This window comes from Xanthomonas sp. NCPPB 4467 (assembly GCF_041475665.2).
In the GTDB taxonomy this organism is placed as follows: Bacteria; Pseudomonadota; Gammaproteobacteria; order Xanthomonadales; family Xanthomonadaceae; genus Xanthomonas; species Xanthomonas dyei.
The window spans coordinates 1-17,870 of sequence record NZ_CM191260.1 but is presented as its reverse complement, the minus strand read 5'-3'; the positions used below and the strand labels follow the sequence as shown (position 1 = coordinate 17,870).

At 62.7% G+C, this 17,870-nt stretch carries 15 protein-coding genes and 1 other RNA gene; 3 read left to right on the top strand and 13 right to left on the bottom strand.

Translation table 11 applies throughout. The annotated features are described in order from the left end of the window. The first annotated feature begins 25 nt into the window (after positions 1-25). From cls to ACCQ06_RS00070, 3 genes are all read left to right on the top strand, one after another. On the top strand, positions 26-1,486 hold the full coding sequence (cls, locus tag ACCQ06_RS00080; RefSeq protein ID WP_316689796.1) for a cardiolipin synthase: 1,461 nt from the start codon (positions 26-28) through the stop codon (positions 1,484-1,486). Between the two features lie 71 nt (positions 1,487-1,557). Continuing rightward, positions 1,558-1,827 carry a hypothetical protein gene (locus ACCQ06_RS00075; RefSeq protein ID WP_104615556.1) on the top strand — a complete coding sequence of 90 codons (270 nt, stop codon included), beginning with the start codon at positions 1,558-1,560 and terminating at the stop codon, positions 1,825-1,827. Between the two features lie 11 nt (positions 1,828-1,838). Then, positions 1,839-2,603 carry a pyridoxine 5'-phosphate synthase gene (locus tag ACCQ06_RS00070; RefSeq protein ID WP_316689795.1) on the top strand — a complete coding sequence of 255 codons (765 nt, stop codon included), beginning with the start codon at positions 1,839-1,841 and terminating at the stop codon, positions 2,601-2,603. 590 nt (positions 2,604-3,193) lie between these two features. Here ACCQ06_RS00070 and ACCQ06_RS00065 read toward each other — a convergent pair. The 13 genes from ACCQ06_RS00065 to dnaA all read right to left on the bottom strand — a co-directional run bounded on the left by ACCQ06_RS00065 (position 3,194) and on the right by dnaA (position 17,870). Continuing rightward, positions 3,194-3,601: an ExbD/TolR family protein gene (locus ACCQ06_RS00065; protein ID WP_316689794.1), complete on the bottom strand. Its 408-nt coding sequence runs from the start codon at positions 3,599-3,601 to the stop codon at positions 3,194-3,196. A 468-nt stretch (positions 3,602-4,069) separates the two neighbouring features. Continuing rightward, positions 4,070-4,145, bottom strand: a non-coding RNA gene (locus ACCQ06_RS00060) — sX9 sRNA. A gap of 256 nt (positions 4,146-4,401) precedes the next feature. Then, positions 4,402-4,815, bottom strand: coding sequence for an ExbD/TolR family protein (locus ACCQ06_RS00055; protein ID WP_039411682.1), 414 nt, complete (start codon positions 4,813-4,815; stop codon positions 4,402-4,404). A gap of 3 nt (positions 4,816-4,818) precedes the next feature. Then, positions 4,819-5,241 (bottom strand): ExbD/TolR family protein, encoded by a 423-nt coding sequence (locus tag ACCQ06_RS00050; protein ID WP_005912447.1) that lies wholly within the window; start codon positions 5,239-5,241, stop codon positions 4,819-4,821. 46 nt (positions 5,242-5,287) lie between these two features. Next, entirely contained in the window at positions 5,288-6,049 is a 762-nt protein-coding gene (exbB, locus tag ACCQ06_RS00045) for a TonB-system energizer ExbB (protein WP_005912445.1), read from the bottom strand. A gap of 85 nt (positions 6,050-6,134) precedes the next feature. Then, positions 6,135-6,806, bottom strand: a complete 672-nt coding sequence (locus ACCQ06_RS00040; RefSeq protein WP_033897859.1) for an energy transducer TonB — start codon at positions 6,804-6,806, stop codon at positions 6,135-6,137. A 152-nt stretch (positions 6,807-6,958) separates the two neighbouring features. Next, entirely contained in the window at positions 6,959-8,155 is a 1,197-nt protein-coding gene (locus ACCQ06_RS00035; RefSeq protein ID WP_104615553.1) for a tetratricopeptide repeat protein, read from the bottom strand. 286 nt (positions 8,156-8,441) lie between these two features. After that, positions 8,442-9,248, bottom strand: a complete 807-nt coding sequence (locus ACCQ06_RS00030) for a M48 family metallopeptidase (RefSeq protein ID WP_316689769.1) — start codon at positions 9,246-9,248, stop codon at positions 8,442-8,444. Positions 9,249-9,452: 204 nt separating this feature from the next. Next, positions 9,453-10,289 carry a CPBP family intramembrane glutamic endopeptidase gene (locus tag ACCQ06_RS00025; protein WP_228324941.1) on the bottom strand — a complete coding sequence of 279 codons (837 nt, stop codon included), beginning with the start codon at positions 10,287-10,289 and terminating at the stop codon, positions 9,453-9,455. 67 nt (positions 10,290-10,356) lie between these two features. Next, positions 10,357-12,801, bottom strand: coding sequence for a DNA topoisomerase (ATP-hydrolyzing) subunit B (gyrB, locus tag ACCQ06_RS00020; protein ID WP_316689768.1), 2,445 nt, complete (start codon positions 12,799-12,801; stop codon positions 10,357-10,359). Between the two features lie 256 nt (positions 12,802-13,057). Next, a complete protein-coding gene (recF, locus tag ACCQ06_RS00015) occupies positions 13,058-14,164 on the bottom strand; it encodes a DNA replication/repair protein RecF (RefSeq protein WP_104615549.1) in 1,107 nt (368 codons plus the stop codon). Between the two features lie 1,000 nt (positions 14,165-15,164). Beyond that, positions 15,165-16,265 (bottom strand): DNA polymerase III subunit beta, encoded by a 1,101-nt coding sequence (gene dnaN, locus ACCQ06_RS00010; protein ID WP_005991691.1) that lies wholly within the window; start codon positions 16,263-16,265, stop codon positions 15,165-15,167. A 276-nt stretch (positions 16,266-16,541) separates the two neighbouring features. Beyond that, on the bottom strand, positions 16,542-17,870 hold the full coding sequence (gene dnaA, locus ACCQ06_RS00005) for a chromosomal replication initiator protein DnaA (protein ID WP_055852560.1): 1,329 nt from the start codon (positions 17,868-17,870) through the stop codon (positions 16,542-16,544).

The following is a 17,870-nucleotide window of genomic DNA, read 5'->3' as shown; positions in this document are numbered from 1 at the left end:
GGCGCACGCGCCGTAGAATCCGCGCATGCTCGCATTTGCTCAGGGCGCGTGGGATTGGCTGGCCAACATTCCCCATCTCGAAGCGCTCCTCCTCGCCGCCTACGTGCTCTACCTGCTGTGGATCGCCAGCTGGATCGTGCTGCAGAAGCGCGAGCCGGTGGCCACGCTGAGTTGGGTGCTGTCGTTGGCCGCGTTGCCGTACCTGGGGCTGCTGATCTATTACTGGCTTGGCCCGCAAAAAGTGAAACGCCAGCGGCTGCGGCGCGGGCGCTCGCGTTCGGGGATGGAAAGCTACAGCAGCGTCTGCCCGCCGGATGCCGATTGCACCGAGCTGGCCAAGATCGCCCAGTCCACCACCGGGCTGGCGCCGAGCAGCGCCACCGAAGTGCATTGGCTAGTGGATGGCGCGGCGACCTATGCGGCCATCATCGAAGCGATCCGCAGCGCTCGCGACCACATCCATCTGGAGTACTACATCTTCCAGCCCGACCACAGCGGCACCGCGATCTGCGATGCGCTGATGGAACGCGCCCGCGCCGGGGTGAAGGTGCGCCTGTTGATGGACGCGATCGGCTCCTCGGCGATGACCCGGCGCGCGCTGCGCACGCTGCGCGATGCCGGTGTGGAAACCGCCTGGTTCCATCCGTCGCAGTTCCTCAAGCCCTTCAAGCGGCCATGGCTGAACCTGCGTACCCACCGCAAGCTGCTGGTGGTCGACGGCCGCATCGGCTTCACCGGTGGCATCAACGTCACCGACGAAGAGAACGAGCAGGTGCGTAGCGATGCCTACCGCGACCTGCATGTGCGCTTGCAGGGCCACGTGGTGCGCAGCCTGCAGCTGGTCTTCCTGGAAGACTGGCTGTATGCCACCCGGCAGAAGCGCGCCGCCTTCCACGGCCAGCAGCTCTGGCCAGAAGAGGTGCCCACGCGCGCGCAGGGCATGGTGGATGCACAGGTGCTGGTGTCCGGGCCGGATTCGTCGTGGGAAGCCATCCACCGCCTGATGGTCGCCGCCATCCACGAGGCCAAGCACCGGGTCTGGCTGGTCACGCCGTATTTCGTTCCCGGCGAGGCCGCGCGCATGGCGTTGACCTCGGCCGCGCTGGGCGGCCTGGACGTGCGCCTGCTGGTGCCGCGCGTCAGCGACTCGCGCCTGGTGACCTATGCCGCGCGCTCGTATTTCGACGAACTGCTCGAAGCCGGCGTGCGCATCTACGAGTACGGCCCGCGCATGCTGCACACCAAGGCGCTGCTGGCCGACGACGAGGTCTGCATCGTCGGTAGCGCCAATTTCGACAGCCGCAGCTTTCGGCTGAATTTCGAGCTGTCGATGCTGTTCCGCGACCAGGCGGTGGCCGCCGAGCTGGCCGGGATGATCGACACCGACATGCAACAGGCGCAGGAAGTGCGCTTTGTGCATCGCCGTCCGCTGTGGCGCTCGCGTCTGCCCGAAGCCTTCGCGCGGCTGCTGTCGCCGTTGCTCTGAGCCGCCCCCGGCCCACGTGGAACCAGAGCGGGCGCGGCGCTACACTGCCGCCACTCATTGGGGAGCTCGTCATGCACTGGCTGTTTCTGCTTATGGCACTGGGTGCGCTGGTGCTGGCTTTCAGCACGCCGCACGTGTGGTTGCTGGTGGTGTCGCTATTGGTGGCGTTGCTGTTGCTGCTGTTGTGGACCCGCGGCTGGTTCGCCGCGCGCATGGACGATACCCAGCGCGACACCAGCAGCATGATCGACCCGGCCGAACTGCGCCGGCTGCGCGAGCTGGCCGAGGCCCGCAAGGCCGCGGCGCTGGCAGCAACCCGCGACGGCGAGCCGCAAGCTTAGAGAACGATGTCGTGACCCAGCTCAGCGTCAACGTCAACAAGATCGCGGTAGTGCGCAACTCCCGCGGTGGGCACGACCCCGATGTGGTGCAGGCGGCACGCACCTGCATCGCCTCCGGCGCGCACGGCATTACCGTGCATCCGCGTCCGGACCAACGGCATATCCGCGCCGACGACGTGCTGGCGCTGAGCGCGCTCACGCGCGAGCACGGTGTCGAGTTCAATATCGAAGGCAATCCATTCGCACCGCCGCGCGCCGGCTATCCGGGGCTGCTGGAGCTGTGCCGTGCCACACGCCCGGAGCAGGTCACCTTGGTACCCGACGGCGATGGACAGCTGACCTCCGACCACGGTTTCGATTTTGCGCAGGACACCGCGCACCTGGGCGAACTGATCGCTGCGTTCAAGGCGCTCGGTAGCCGGGTCAGCCTGTTTGTGGATGCCGGCAATCCGCGTCTTGACCAGGCTGCCGCGCTGGGGGCGGACCGTATCGAGTTGTACACCGGTCCGTACGCGCACGCGCATGTCAGCGGGCAGCCGCAGACCGAACTGGCTCTGTTTGCCGACGCCGCACGGCGTGCCTCTGCCGCAGGCTTGGGAATCAACGCCGGGCATGATCTATCGCAAACCAACCTTGGCGATTTTCTCGCCACCGTGCCCGGCGTGCTGGAAGTGTCGATCGGCCACGCGCTGATCAGCGAGGCCTTGTATGCAGGCCTGGATGCGACCGTGCGGGCATATGTGCAGCTGCTGCGCGGCGTGGGTACGCACACGTAGGCCATCGCGTGTAGTTTTCGTAGCTGTGTTTTTCGTATTCGGTGTTTGGTTCGCCAAAGCTGCGCGGCGCACCGAGTGGCTGCGTTAGACGATGCGCCTTGCAGCGACGCTTGCGTGCACCTTCCAAAAACTGTCAAGAGAACGTAGTGAGCAGTGGGCAGGTGGGTGTACACAGCGCACTCAGAGCCGCAATGCATGCGTGGTACATGCCGAATCACGCACCAGCCGCGCCCGCCTGTTGGCTGCGTAGTAGGTCTATTTTCCGATCTAGTCTGTTAACCACTCAAGGTCTGCCAAATACTCTCTCTACGCCGTCCGGCCGGTTGGCCGCAGCCTGTTGGCCGCAGACAAGCAAGGCCAGAGAAGAACGCCGCTTGGCGCCAGGACGGGGATGCACACGCCGCGGCGCCTGAGGATCAACCCACACCGCAGACTGTAACGCTGCCAACGATGCGTCACGGCAAGCCAGTCGGATGGGCGAGCGGTGCTGCATTGTTTCCACATCCATCGCGACTGGCTCACGCAGCGTATCGAGCTACGCTGCGTGAGCCGGTCGGACGCCTGCACTGCACGCGCTGTCCCTTCGCGACTTATTGCACGAAAGCGATGCGCTCTACCTGCGCGTTCTTGGCTGCTGCCAGCACCTTGGCCAGAACCGCGTATTGGGCATCCTGATTGGCAGCGATACGTACCTCCGGCTGATTGCCGGCCGTCTGGCGCATCTGTTCGATCAAACGCGGCTGCAGGTCCTGCAAGCTCACCGGGCTGGCATTCCAGAACACCTGGCCGTCGGCATCGAGCCGCAAGGCGATCGGTGCAGGCGGCTCCAGCGGCACGCGCGGCTGGCGGGTGGACTGCGGCAGATCCAGCGTGATCGTGCGCGTCACCATCGGCGCGGTGACGATAAAGATGATCAACAACACCAACATGACATCCACCAGCGGCGTGACATTGATCTCCGCCAGTGGTCCCCGATTCCCTGTTGTACTGAAAGCCATGACTGCCTCCGGTGCCGTTGTGATCGTGGGTGTTGCATGGCCGAGCATACACCTGGAAACACGCCATGGAAGAGGCATCGAGTTTTGTAGCAGCATTGACGGCCGTGAACGTGGGAGCGGGGTGTTTCTGCGAAGAATCGCGCGCCCAAGCAGACGCATAGCTGATCGCATAAACGTTTGGATTCGTGGTCCGGCTGCATGCAATGTGTTGTGTAGCTAGCTGTTGTCTAACTCATCGCCCAAAAGTGTCGATCCACAATGTGTAAACATCCGACGTTGCTCTCTGATTGGTCTTTATGTGGCTCTACGCAACGCCAGGCGTTTGTACACACATATACCGCCTTGCCCGCGTCATTGGTAGTCGCCACCATTTCAGAGAGCGGTGCGGATTAAGCAAAGATAATCTCGAAGCGAGAAAGTCGCTTTCATTGACATTATCTGCAATGAGAAGTCTTCTGCATAAAGAACGGCCAACAGAACGTAGCGAGCAGTTGTCAAGCGGTGTGGATGGTGCGCTAAAAACCGGAGTGTACGAGTGGTGCATGCCGCTCCCGACCACCAGCCGCGTCCACGTGGCGGTGAGCACAGCCGTTTTGTTAGCTCTTCTAAATCGCTTCCGGCTATTCTCGGTATCTCGCGCCTGCAAGGAGAACAGTCCACCTGCTTTCTCATGTGATCAAGCAGATGAGATCGCAGATGCGCTGTCACCAACCCACATGTCGCAGGCAAAAAAAACGCCACCGTTGCCGGTGGCGTTGCAGTCGCGTCATGACTGTTGTGTTGCGGTATTGCAGATGCGTTTACTGCTGCATGAAACCGATTTTCTTCATCTGCGAGTTCTTCGCAGCGGCCAGTACCTTCGCCATCACTTCGTACTCCGCATCCTGATTTGCATCGATGCGCAGTTCCGGCTGATTGGTCGGATCGGCCTGGACCACTTCTTCCATCTTCTGCTGCAACTGATCAACCGGCGTCGGGCTGTTGTTCCAGAACACCTGGTTGCTCGCGTCGATCCGCAATTCGATCGGCGGCGGCGGCTCAGTCGTCTGCGGTGGCGGGTTGAGCACCCGCTGCGGCAGATCCACGGCGATCGGATACGTCATGATCGGCGCGGTCACAATGAAGATGATCAGCAGCACCAGCATCACGTCCACGAGGGGCGTGACGTTGATGTCGGCCATCGGCCCACGGCTTCCACCAGTACTAAATGCCATGGCTTACTGCCCCTTCACTTTGGTTGCAACGAAACCGACGTCCAGCATGCCCTGACCCTGCGCGATCTTGGTGATCTCGTTGATCGTACGCATTTTGGTCGTGCGGTCGCCGCGCAGGTTGAGCGGCGGCTGAGGGGTCTGCTGTGCTGCGGTGGACAGGCGCGACTCCAGGGCTTCCTTGGAAATCGGCTCGTCGTTCCAGTACAGCGACCCATCTTCCTTGACGGCCAGAGTGATCGGCGCGGCGCGTTTCTCCGCATCTTCCTTCTGGATCAAGTTGGCCTCTGGCAGCTCCACCTTGACCTTATGGGACATCAGCGGTGCCGTAATGATGAAGATGATCAGCAGCACCAGCATGACGTCCACCAGGGGCGTCACATTGATGTCGGCCATCGGGCCACCGCTGTTTCCACTACTGAAGGCCATAACGGGCTCCGTCTAAATCGTTGCGAAGGCGTTCTTTACGACCGGATTAGCGAACGCGCGAACCGGTGGCGAAGAAGTCGTGCAGGTCGTGAGCAAAGGTGTCGAACTTGGCGATCACCGAGCTGTTGACCTTGGAGAAGAAGTTGAACGCGAACACGGCCGGGATAGCGACGAACAGACCGATCGCGGTCATGATCAGCGCTTCACCCACCGGGCCGGCAACGGCGTCGATGGAGGCCGAACCGGTTGCACCGATCTTGATCAGCGCGCCATAGATGCCCCACACGGTACCGAGCAGACCGACGAACGGCGCGGTCGCACCGACGGTGGCCAGCAGGGTCATGCCCGACTGCAGCTTGGTGCTTTCGCGGGTCACGGCCTGACGCAGGGCGCGGTCGACGAACTCCGAACGGCTCAGGCTCTCGCCCAGACCACCGGTGCTGCCTTCGGCACGCTGGTGGTGAGCAGCAGCCTGGGCTGCGTCCAGCGCGATCTTCGAGAACGGCTCGGAAGCTGGCTGTTCTTCCATTGCGCGGATCGCGTCCTGGGCATTCGGGGCATCCCAGAATGCGGTGGTGACGCGGTCAGCCGCGCTCTTCAGGCGGGTGGCGCGGAAGATGTTGATGACAGTCCAGTACCAGGAGGCGGCGGACATAGCGATCAGGGTGATCAACACGACCCAAGACACGGCGAAGTCGCCGGGGCTGGAGGTCATTTCCGTGATCAAGTGCTCGAAGCCCATCTGCGACAGAGCGGCCGACGGATTGGAGCCCCCTGCAGCGGCGGCGATAAAGAATTCCTGCAGCATGACGCTTACCTTTGTTGTGTGTGGTGATGAAGGGTGGAGCGAAAGGAAGACAGGATCCTGGGCCGGCCGTAGCCGGCCCGTGGGATCAGTTCAGAGCAAAGTTGACCGGGACGCGGACACGTCCGGCGGCTTTCTGCCCGTTGACAGTGGAAGCGTTGAACTTCCACTTGCGTGCTGCGTCCATCGCGGCACGGTCAAGGTCGCGGTTGCGGCTGGACTTTTCGACCGACACATTGGTCACGTTGCCGCTCGCATCCACATCCACGATCAGGATGACCTCACCTTGGACGCCGGCACGGAACGCTGCTGGCGGGTACTTCGGCGGGTTCATGTTCTTGGACGAGATATCGACACTGGCGCCGATGTCACTCGGCGGTTGCGGCGGAGACGGCGGGCTCGGCGGCGTGACGATATCGCTAGGACGCGGTTCGGGAACATCGACCACCGGCGCTTCCGGCGGCGGCGGAACCGGTGACGGCTTCGGCGGCGACAGATTCTTGACCGGCGGTGGCGGCTTGTCTTCCGGCGGCGGCGGCGGCGGCGGCGGCGGGGGAGGAGGTGGTGCATCCACCAGGGTCACCATGGTGGTGCGCTCCTTCTCTGCCGGAGCCTTCGGCGCCACTGCAGGGATCAGCAACATCATCAGTGCAGTGAGGTGCAGGGCAATTACAAAAGCAATACCGATAATGCGGGCCCAGCTCAGACCCTGGTTCCCGGCATCATAGTCATGCCTGTGGATAACGAGTTGTTCCGTCATGCGCCAATGGCTCTTTCAGTGGGGGCCCGGATCACTGTGATGATCCCCAGGTTTTCGGACGGCTTTGACACCGCAGGAACTCCCAAGCTTATACCAATCCCGAGTCCTGTAACCACTAAAAACACAGGGATTTCGGGGGTTTATTTTCTTTTCTACTTCAGGTTGATGATCTTCTTGGCGTCTTCGGGTTTTTTGACGCCCTTAGCGATCGCCTGCTGCGCGGCCTGCTTGGCCTCCGGGATGCGACCTTCCGAATGCAGCACCTTGGCCAGATTCAGATAGGTCTCGCCGTCCTTGGAAAGCGGTGCGGCTTTCTGCCAGTTCTCGATCGCCTTCGGCACATCCTCGCTGTAGTAATAGGACTGTGCCAGCGCAAGGTATGTCTGATAATCGGGCTTGAGGATGCCTTTTTGCATACCTTCATTGATGACCGCGATGACGTCCTTTTCCTTGTTCTCGGTGTTGGCGTAGATGGAATACAACTGCTTGTATTCCTTTTCTTCGGTCAACTGGCCCGCGGCACGCAGCTTGTCCATCACGCCGGCAGCCTTGTCCATCTGATCGGCCTGCATGTACATGCTGGCCAGATTGAGTTGGGCCTTCTTGTCGTTGGGCGTCTTGGCGGCGAGTGCCTCGGCGGCGGCCACGGCTTCACCGGTCTGGCCAGCTTCGGCGTACGAGGCCATCAGCAACTGGTTCCAGGTGTCCTTCGGCTCGGGCGAGGCGGCGATGGCCTGCTTCAATACCGGAATCGCTTCCTTGTAGCGCTCAGCCTGGTACAGCGCCTGACCCTTGAGGATCAGGTCTTCCGGACGCTGCGACTTGCTCTCGTCCAGATACTTGTCCAGCGTGGCCAGACCTTCGGCCTGCTGATCGTCCTGCAGCTGCAGCTGCGCCAGCATCAACATCGACTGGAACTGGCCGTTGTTGTCCAGCGCATTCAGGCCGATGGCCTGTTGCAGATACTTCTTGGCGCCGGCGGTGTCGTCCAAGTTGTAGGCGGCCTGCGCGGCCAACTGGGCGGCCAGCGCCTTGTCGGCTTCGTTGGCGGCGCTGTTGGCCAGGATCTCGTCGGCCTGGCTGCGCACGCCCGGGTAATCTTCGCCCTTGTTGAAGGTTTCGATCAGCTTCTGCAGCTTGCTGCTCAACTTGGACGACGGCTTGATCGTCGGTGCCTGACGGGTCGACTGCGGATACAGTTCTTCGGCCTTGCCGTTGCCCTTGGACTTACGCGCGGCACGCTCGGAAGAGCGGTCCGACTGCGCGACCGCATCGGTCACCACAGCCCCGCCCAGGGACGCTGCGATGAACAGGGACAACAGGGCTTGCTTGCGGTTGAGCAGTTTCATGTTTCACCTCGGACGAGCCGCCGTTGGGCGGTGCGAAAAGCGGAATGGAAGCTGTACGAAAAATCTGAGCCGGCAAACTTAGCAGAAAGTCTCAGTTCCCGAAAACGGTTTCCATGTTGTGGTGCGGCAATCGGGACGTAGGGCATGCGCTTAGGGCGGCTAACGGTAAGGCATCGGAAGTGAGCGTGCGGTGGCGGCTGCGCGTCACTACGCGCCTGCAGCAGCAGGCAACTGGACGATCTTGGATACACGTCAGCATCGATGGCAGCGTCCCTTCGCCAAGCACCTAACCGCACCGTGGAGCGCGTCCGGCCTGCCGAGCCTGCTGGTACACCGGTTCGAGCTGATTGACGTCGGCCTGCAGCTCGCGAATGCGGTTGGTCGGGTCGGGGTGGGTGGACAGCCATTGCGGTTGGCGACTGCCGCTGGCAGCCATCATGTTCTGCCACAGCGTGACCGCCTGGGCCGGGTCGAAGCCGGCTTGCGCCATCAGGCGCTGACCGACCACGTCAGCTTCGCTTTCCTGGGTGCGCGAGCCGGGCAGCAGGAACACCGTCTGCGCGGTCATGCCGCCGACCTGGTTCACCGCACTGGCCGCGCCATCGCCATAGGCTGCGCCAGCAAGGGCGCCGATGATGCCCAGGCCGGTCTGTGCGCCGAGCTGGCGGGTGATGCGTTCTTCATGGTGGCGCGAAATCACGTGCCCGATTTCGTGCCCCAGCACGGCAGCCAGCTGGTCCTGCGTCCTGGCCACAGTGAAGATGCCGGTGTTGACCCCGACCTTGCCGCCAGGCAAGGCGAAGGCGTTGGCTTCGTCATCGACGAACAAAGCGGTTTCCCACTTGGTTTCGCGCCATTGCGGCGGCAATTGCGCCACCAGTGCATTGACCACGCACTGCACGTAGGCGTTCTGCTTGCCGTCGGTGCTGACTTTTTCCTTGGCCTTGGTCTGCGCGAACGACTGCGCGCCCAACTGGTCGAGCTGCTCCTGCGACACCCCACCCACCACCTGTCGGCGGCCGGTCGGCGAAGTTGTGGTGGCACATGCCGTCAACGCGAGCACGGCAACAACGATCAACAGCCTGGCTTTCATTCGATCCCCCTGACTCAGGCGACCATTTTGGCAGGCTCGTCTTAACTTTTCGTCAAGCGGCCTGGATCGGCCAGCAAAACGCAGCGATCAGCGATCAGATAGACGCTCATGGGGCGCTCGGTGTGGCGGCGAACGTGCCGGGCAGATGGATCACAAGCGCCGACTCCACTGGCCTGGAAGCACCAGTCGCGGGGCTGAGCCGGCTTAGCCGATCCCGAAAAAGTACAGCGCGGCCAGGGCGGTGGCGTTGTTGATACCGTGCGCGGCGATCGGCGCCCACAGCGTGCCGGTGCGCCAGTACAGCCAGGCGAATGCTGCGCCCATGCTGCCGTAGACCAGCCAGAGCTGCGCGATGGCGGCCGGGCCATTGCCGCTGATGCCTGGGACTTCATGCACCAGCGCAAACAGTGCGCCGCTCAGGACGACCCCCAGCCAGGGGCGGCCGGCGGCCAGCAGGCGACCGAACAACACACGCCGAAACAACAGTTCCTCGTAGGCCGGGGCAATCACCACCGCGAACAGCACCAGGGCCCACGGCCACTGCTGGATGGCTTCTTCCATCAGCGGCAGATTGGTCGGCACCGGTTTGATCCCCAGTGCCGAGGCGGCCACGCTGACCAAGTTGCTGAGCACAAAGACCGCAATGGCGATCAGCGCGGTCCAGCCCCAGGTGGACGCACGGCGTGCCGCTGCGCGCGAGGCCACCTGCTCAACGGGCGTGGCGCGGCGACGCCAGTAGTACAGCAGCACCGCCGGCGTGGCGGTGCTGACCAGGGCAGTGAGCAATTGCACCATCACCCCGGGTTGGCCGATGGCGGCCATGACCTCGGCAGGAGAGGGCGTCAGGCCCTGCGCCTTGGCGGTCTGCGCGTACCCGATGCCCCGTATCGCCCCCCAGATCGCAAAACCGGCCACGCTCAGGCTGAGCAACAGGCCGACAGCGATCAACACGTCGATCGCGAAACCGAGCAGCACGGGAGGCAGCGGGGGGCGGCCGGCAGCGGGGCGCGGTGCCGGGGAGAGCGGAAGGTCTGTGCTCATCGTCGTCCTGAAAACACCGGGTCGCCGGCACAACGCCGCAGCGTTGCGCCGGTAAGACACAGGCGGCTCAGATATCCAGGTTGGACACCTTCAGCGCGTTGTCCTCGATGAAGTCGCGCCGCGGCTCCACCACATCGCCCATCAAGGTGCTGAAGATCTGGTCCGCGGCCACCGCGTCCTCGATGCGCACCTGCAACAGCCGGCGTGTGTCCGGGTTGACCGTGGTTTCCCACAACTGCTCGGCATTCATTTCGCCCAGGCCCTTGAAGCGCTGCACCTGACGGCCGCGCTTGGCCTCTTCCAACAGCCAGGCGTGCGCCTGGGCGAAGCTGGTGATCGGGTGGGTCTTGTTGCCACGCACGATCTGCGCACCTTCGCGGATCAGGTCGTTCAGTGCCAGCGACACTTCGCGCAGCGGACGCAGCTCGCCGCTTTCGAACGCGCCCATGGGCAGCACCTGGGTGAACTCCTCACCCATGTGCCGGCGGATGGCGACCAGGGTTGCGGCGGTGTTTTCCGTCGCCGGATTGAAGCGCAACTGGTAACGCGCAGTGCCCAGGGTGCCGCGGTTGAGCACCGCCTGTAGCGCATCCAGGGTGGGATGCACATCGCCTTCGGCCTGCAGTTGCGCCACATCCAGCGGCGGCAGGTCGATCAGCGCGGTGAGCAGGGCCGGGTCGTAACGATGTGCGTTGCGGGCGATCGCCTCGTTGGCGCCGGTGTACAGCAACAGCAGCTTCTCCAGCGCTTCGCCGGTGATCGGCGGCTCGTCGGTGGCCGGAATCAAGGCTGCGCCTTCGACCGCGTTGCTGGCAAGGTACGCATTCAGCGCCGCGTCGTCCTTCAGATACAGCTCGCTCTTGCCCTGCTTGAGCTTGTACAGCGGCGGCAGGCCGATGTAGATGTAGCCGCGCTCGATCAGCTCCGGCATCTGCCGGTAGAAGAACGTCAGCAGCAGGGTGCGGATGTGCGAGCCGTCCACGTCGGCGTCGGTCATCAGGATGATGCGGTGGTAGCGCAGCTTGTCCGGGTTGTACTCGTCGCGGCCGATGCCGGTGCCGAGCGCGGTGATCAGTGTGCCGACCTGGTCGGAGGCCAGCATGCGGTCGAAGCGCGCACGCTCGACGTTGAGGATCTTGCCGCGCAGCGGCAGCACCGCCTGGTTCTTGCGGTTACGGCCTTGCTTGGCCGAGCCACCTGCCGAGTCACCCTCGACGATGAACAGTTCCGACAGCGCCGGATCTTTTTCCTGGCAGTCGGCCAGCTTGCCCGGCAGGCCGGCGATGTCCAGCGCGCCCTTGCGGCGGGTCAGATCGCGCGCCTTGCGGGCGGCTTCGCGCGCACGCGCGGCATCGACGATCTTGCCGGTGATGGCCTTGGCTTCGTTCGGATTCTCCTGCAGGAACTCCTGCAGGCGCGCACCGAAGGCATTTTCCACCGCCGGGCGCACGTCCGAGCTGACCAGCTTTTCCTTGGTCTGCGAAGAGAAGCTGGGGTCGGGCACCTTCACCGACAGCACCGCGATCATGCCTTCGCGCATGTCGTCGCCGGTCAGCGCGACCTTGGCCTGCTTGGCGATGCCGTTCTGCTCGATGTACTGGCTCAACACGCGCGTCAGCGCTGCACGGAAGCCGGCCAAGTGGGTGCCGCCATCCTTCTGTGGGATGTTGTTGGTGAAGCAGTACATGGTTTCCTGGTAGGCGTCGGTCCATTGCAGGGCCACGTCCACCACGATGCCGTTGTGCTCGCCGGTTACCGAGATCACGTTGGGGTGCAGCGGCGACTTGAGCTGTGCCAGATGCTCGACGAAGCTGCGGATGCCGCCTTCGTAATGGAAATCGTCGCGACGGCCTTCGCCGCGCTCGTCGATCAGCGCGATCTTGACGCCGGAATTGAGGAACGACAGTTCGCGCAGGCGGCGCGCCAGGATGTCGTAGTGAAACTCGACATCGCTGAAGATGGCCACGGCCGGCTTGAAGCGCAACGTGGTGCCGCGCTTGGTCGAGGCTTCCAGCTGCTTGAGCGGGTACTGGGGCTCGCCCAGCGCGTATTCCTGCTGGTAGTGGAACCCGTCGCGCCAGATGTCCAGCCACAGGTGCTCGGACAACGCGTTAACCACCGACACGCCCACGCCGTGCAGGCCGCCGGACACTTTGTAGCTGTTGTCATCGAACTTGCCACCGGCATGCAGCACGGTGAGGATCACCTCGGCCGCCGAGACGCCTTCTTCCTTGTGGATGTCGACCGGCACACCGCGCCCGTTGTCGGACACCGCCACCGAGCCATCGACCAGAATCTTCACCACGATGTCGTCGGCGTGGCCAGCCAAGGCTTCGTCGACGGAGTTGTCGACCACTTCGAACACCATGTGATGCAGGCCGGTGCCGTCATGGACGTCACCGATGTACATGCCGGGGCGCTTGCGGACGGCTTCCAGGCCGCGTAGCACGGTGATCTTGCTGGAGTCGTAAGTGCCGTTGGGTGTCGTCGGGGTGTTCTGTTCGTCGGTCATGCGCGTGCCGTTAACTCCACAACACGGGCGCCAACGGCAACACGCCGCTTCGCACCGTGGGAAAAGGGGGATAGCCCGTTAATTATACCAGTCGGCCCGCTCTGGCCGTGGGCTTGGCGCGTCTGTCAAAGGCACGTTCCCCGTGGCCAGGTTGGCGCGGCTGGGGTGTGGTGCGCCTGTCCTGCTCGTCCACTCCAGGCCTGAACGCGCCGTCCACCCGGCCTGACGGTGACTCGCTCCACTTGGCTAGGTGCCTTTAGTCAGCCGCGACCCCAGGGCTGACGTTGCCGTGTTCCACGTGGAACCGATGCAGAAGTTTGCCGGCCTCAGCCAGGCCGGGAGGCGTTTCCGTCGCAGTGATCAGCACTTGCGCTGGTGCGGCGGCAAGGCGCTGCAGCACGCTGGCCTGATGGTGCCGATCGAGCTCAGAGCCGAGGTCATCCAGCGCAATCACTGGCCACTCGCCGCGCTCGTGCGCGAAATCCTCGGCCTGAGCGAGCAGGCAGGCCAGGGCGGTCAGCTTGGCTTGGCCACGCGACAGCGCGTCCTTGCCGGGAAGCGCGTCAAAGCGGGGCGCCCAGTCGGCGCGATGCGGGCCTTGCGAGGTGTATCCGTTCTGGCGGTCGCGGTCGCGCGCCAGCAGGAGTGCGTCCGCCAGCGAGACCTCGTGGCGCTTCCAACCCGGCGCGAACTCCAGCGCAGACAGCCCAAGTGAGGGAGCAATCGCATTGGCGACCGGTACCAGGCGTTCCTGTAGCCGATCGAGGTAGCGCAAGCGTCTGGAGGTCAGCGTTTCCCCTGATTCGGCAAGCTCATGATCCCAGGCATCGAGCATCCGCGGCTGCGCTCCCTGTTTAAGCAGGGCATTGCGCTGCTTGAGTGCCCGCGCGTAACGACGCCAAAGCGCCAGAAAGTCAGGTTCCACGTGGAACAAACCCCAATCCAGGAACCGACGGCGCGGCTCACCGCCACCGCTGATGAGGACATGACTTCCCGGTTCGAACGTGACCACCGCCAGTGCGGCGCAAAGCGAGCCGAGTTGCGCAACGTCCTCCCCATCAAGCCGCCCCGTCCATTCCTGCCCACTGTGGCGTAAGCCTGCACGTCGTGTGCGTTCCCCGGCTTCTCCGATGCGTTCGCGCCATTCGACGAACACTTCCAGATCGGTGGCGCCTTGCTGGATCAGCCCATCGCGCACCCGCCCACGGAAACTGCGGCCATACGCCATCAAATGCAGTGCTTCAAGCACGCTGGTCTTGCCGGCGCCGTTGTCACCGGTCAACAAGTTCAGGCTGCTGGCGGGGTAGAGGTCGACTGTCTCGAAGCGACGAAGCCGATGGATGGACAACCGCACGACGTGCATCGATCAATCTGCTCCGGGCTGTGATCCGGATCCCCGGTCGGTGCGCAGGATACGTGATCGGCCCCAAATACGCGCGAGGACCAGGCGCAAGCTCGACCGGACAGCCTGGGGATAACCTGGGGACAAAATCAACGTTTGAAGAGGCCTTTCGGCTTATCCACAGGTTGCAAGTCCGTAATCAGGGGGTAAAACACAGGGTTTCGAGGCCATGAAGTTCAATTAAAACAAGAGCTTGACCTACTTCTACGCGAAATCTGGCCCTACCATCACCACCAAGCTCTTAAGTTATTTCTATTTTTAAAAGCAAAGCTCGATGTGCATAAGTCAAAAAAGTGCGTTCGAGCAGCACGAAAACAGACTTCGTGAAAACTGCCCGTTCTCCGAACTCCGCAGAACAAGTTCGGCGGTCAGCAAGGCGATCACATCGGAGAACGCATTTAGGGAAGAAATTCTCTGTATTCTCATTTAGCTTGAGACAAAGATTCTGAGGTTCACATGTAGCGCTTTGCCTCGGCGCAGTCGAAACGCGAGAGCGTCATGCTGTGCGTTGGCAAAACGGAGACAGCGTAGATTTCATGCGCAGCTGGTCGTTAATGCGACCAAAGTGACCCCACGCCTAGTCTCGACGCGCTTAGTCGGACGAAAGCCATGCGATGTGCACCGACTGCCCACTGACGCAGATACCCTTGCAACGCTTGTTGCGCCAGTGCGATTGCCGTCCCAGGGACCGCGCTGTGCGCTGATTCCAGCATACTTCGGCTAGGAAGATGACAAGACCGCTGAGGCGTACGAGTCATGCGGGCGTACGTAAAGCAACGTCAATTTTCCCATCAATCTGCAGCGAACAGCCTCTGCATGCGGAACGGATTCTTCCCACCCCCAAATCCCTTCGCTGTGGTCATTGCCGAAGCTCTTCAGCTCACGCGGGCGCTACCTGACACCCTGGACACAAAAAAGCCCGACTCTCGCCGGGCTTTCATGTTCCACGTGGAACGCAACGTCAGAGACGCAGCGGCATGACCACATGGCGGGACTTCTCGCTGCTTGCCTCGCGCACCAGGGCGGACGAATTCGCGTCTCTTAGCTGGATCACCACATGCTCGTCGCGCAATGCCGACAACGCATCCAGCAGGTAGTTCACGTTGAAGCCGATTGCCAGATCGTCGACCTTGGTATCAGCTTCGATTTCTTCCTGCGCCTCTTCCTGCTCGGGATTGTGCGCGCTGATCTTCAACTGGCCTGGAGATACCTCCACGCGAACGCCACGGTACTTCTCGTTCGACAGGATCGCCGCACGCTGCAACGACGCACGCAGCGCCTCGCGGTCGACCTTGACCTCACGGTCGGCGCCGATCGGAATCACCGCTTCGTAATCCGGAAAACGGCCATCGATGAGCTTGGAGGTGAAGGTCACATCGCCGCGCTTGACGCGGATATGACTGCGACCGACTTCCAGCTCGACCTCACGGTCGGCCGCTTCCAGCAACCGCAGCAACTCGGTCACGCCCTTGCGCGGCACGATGATCTGGCGCTTGGCGCCGCCGGCTTTTTCCAACTCGGTTTCGCACAGCGCCAGACGGTGACCGTCTGTGGCCACACAGCGCAGCAGGCCGTCGCGCAGATCGAACAACAAGCCATTGAGGTAATAGCGTACGTCCTGCTGGGCCATCGCAAACGCCGTACGTTCGATCAGCTCCTTCAACGCCGCTTCCGGCACGGCAACGCGTTCGGTCGCCTCGACTTCGTCCACCGAGGGGAAGTCGTTGGCCGGCAACGTCGCCAGGGTGAAGCGGCTGCGTCCGGCCTGCACGGTGACCTTGTCGCCGGTCTGCGAGATGGTGACGCGGCTGCCATCGGGCAGGGCGCGCAGGATGTCGAACAGTTTGCGCGCCGGGATCGTGGTTTCACCATCCTGCGCGTCTTCCACCATCGTGCGCGAGATCATTTCCACTTCCAGGTCCGTGCCCGTCAACGACACCTGGCCGTCCTTCACCTGCACCAGCAGGTTTGCCAGGACTGGCAGGGTTTGACGGCGTTCGACCACGTTGACCACCTGGGCCAACGGTTTGAGGAAGGCTTCGCGCTGCAGTGTAAAACGCATGTGGTTCCGTGCCCCTATGCTTTAAAAAATAATGGATAAATCAAAAGCTTGGTGGTGATGGTAGGGCCGTTTTCAGCGGATAACCACCATAACTCTCTGTTTCCAAAAGAATTTCAGCACCCAAAAGCCGTTGGACTAATGCCCCTGGTCTGCTAGGAAAACCTGTGGATAGTTTTCCGCCCGGATTGCAGGGCAACGTTATCCACAGATTCTCCCGCATTTGACCCCAACTCATCCACGCTTTTTTCCAAACGTGCCGGCAAGGGCAGCAATCCCTCACTCGCTGAGCTTGCGAATCAGCTTTTCCCAATCCTCGCGCAGCTTGCCATCGGCCTCCATCAGCGTGCGGATCTGCCGGCAGGCATGCAGCACGGTGGTGTGGTCACGCCCGGCAAACGCGTCGCCGATCTCGGGCAGGCTGTGTTCGGTCAGTTCCTTGGCCAGTGCCATCGCGACCTGGCGCGGGCGTGCCAGCGAACGGGTGCGCCGCTTGGAGAGCAGGTCCTTCATCTGCAGCCCGTAGTAGTCCGCCACGGTCTTCTGGATGTTGGGGATGCCGATCGCCTGCTGCTGGGCCCGCAGCAGGTCGCGCAGCGTCTCCTGGGCGAACTCCACGGTGATCGCACGGCCAGTGAAGTTGGCGCGTGCCACCAGCGTGTTGAGCGCGCCTTCCAGATCGCGCACGTTCGAGCGCATCTTCTTGGCGATCAAAAACGCCACGTCGTCGGGAATGTCGGCACCGCGCTCGCGCGCCTTGGCCAGCACGATCGCCGCGCGGGTTTCGAAATCCGGTGGATCGATCGCCACCGACAGGCCCCAGGCCAGACGCGACTTCAGCCGCGGCTCCAGGCCCTCGACTTCGCGCGGGTAGCGGTCGCAGGTCAGGATGATCTGTTGGCGGCCATCGAACAGCGCGTTGAAGGTGTGGAAGAACTCTTCCTGCGTGCGGTCCTTGCCGGCAAAAAACTGGATGTCGTCGATCAACAGCGCATCGATCTGCTGGAACTGGCGCTTGAATTGGTCCATCGCCTTGTCCTGCAGCGCCCGGATCATCGCGCTGAAGAACTGCTCCGAGCGCAGATACATCACCTTGGCGGCTGGATTGGCCTGGCGCAGTGCGTTGCCTGCGGCAAACATCAGGTGGGTCTTGCCCAACCCGGTGCTTCCGTACAGCAGCAGCGGGTTGTGCGCGCGATCGCCCGGCTTCTGCGCCGCCTGGATTGCCGCCGCCAGACCGAGCTGGTTGCTACGGCCTTCCACAAAATTGGCGAAGGTGTAGTGCGAATCCAGGTTGCCGGCAAACGGCACGATCGGCGCGGCGACCGGCGCACTGGGCGCGGCCATCGGTGCCGGTAACGGATCGGGCGCACGGGGGCGCGAGCCCACGGCCAGCGCCACTTCGCCATTGCCGGCGAAATACGCCAGCAATTCGCGGATCCGCGGCAGGTAGCGTTCACGGACCTGGTCGACGATGAAGGCGTTCGGCGCGTACAGCACGATGCTGTCGCCGCGGTCTTCGGCCTGCAGGGGTTTCAACCAGGTGTGGACATCTTCGGGCGGGAATTCAGCTTCAAGACGTTCCAGACAGCGGGGCCAAGCATCCAT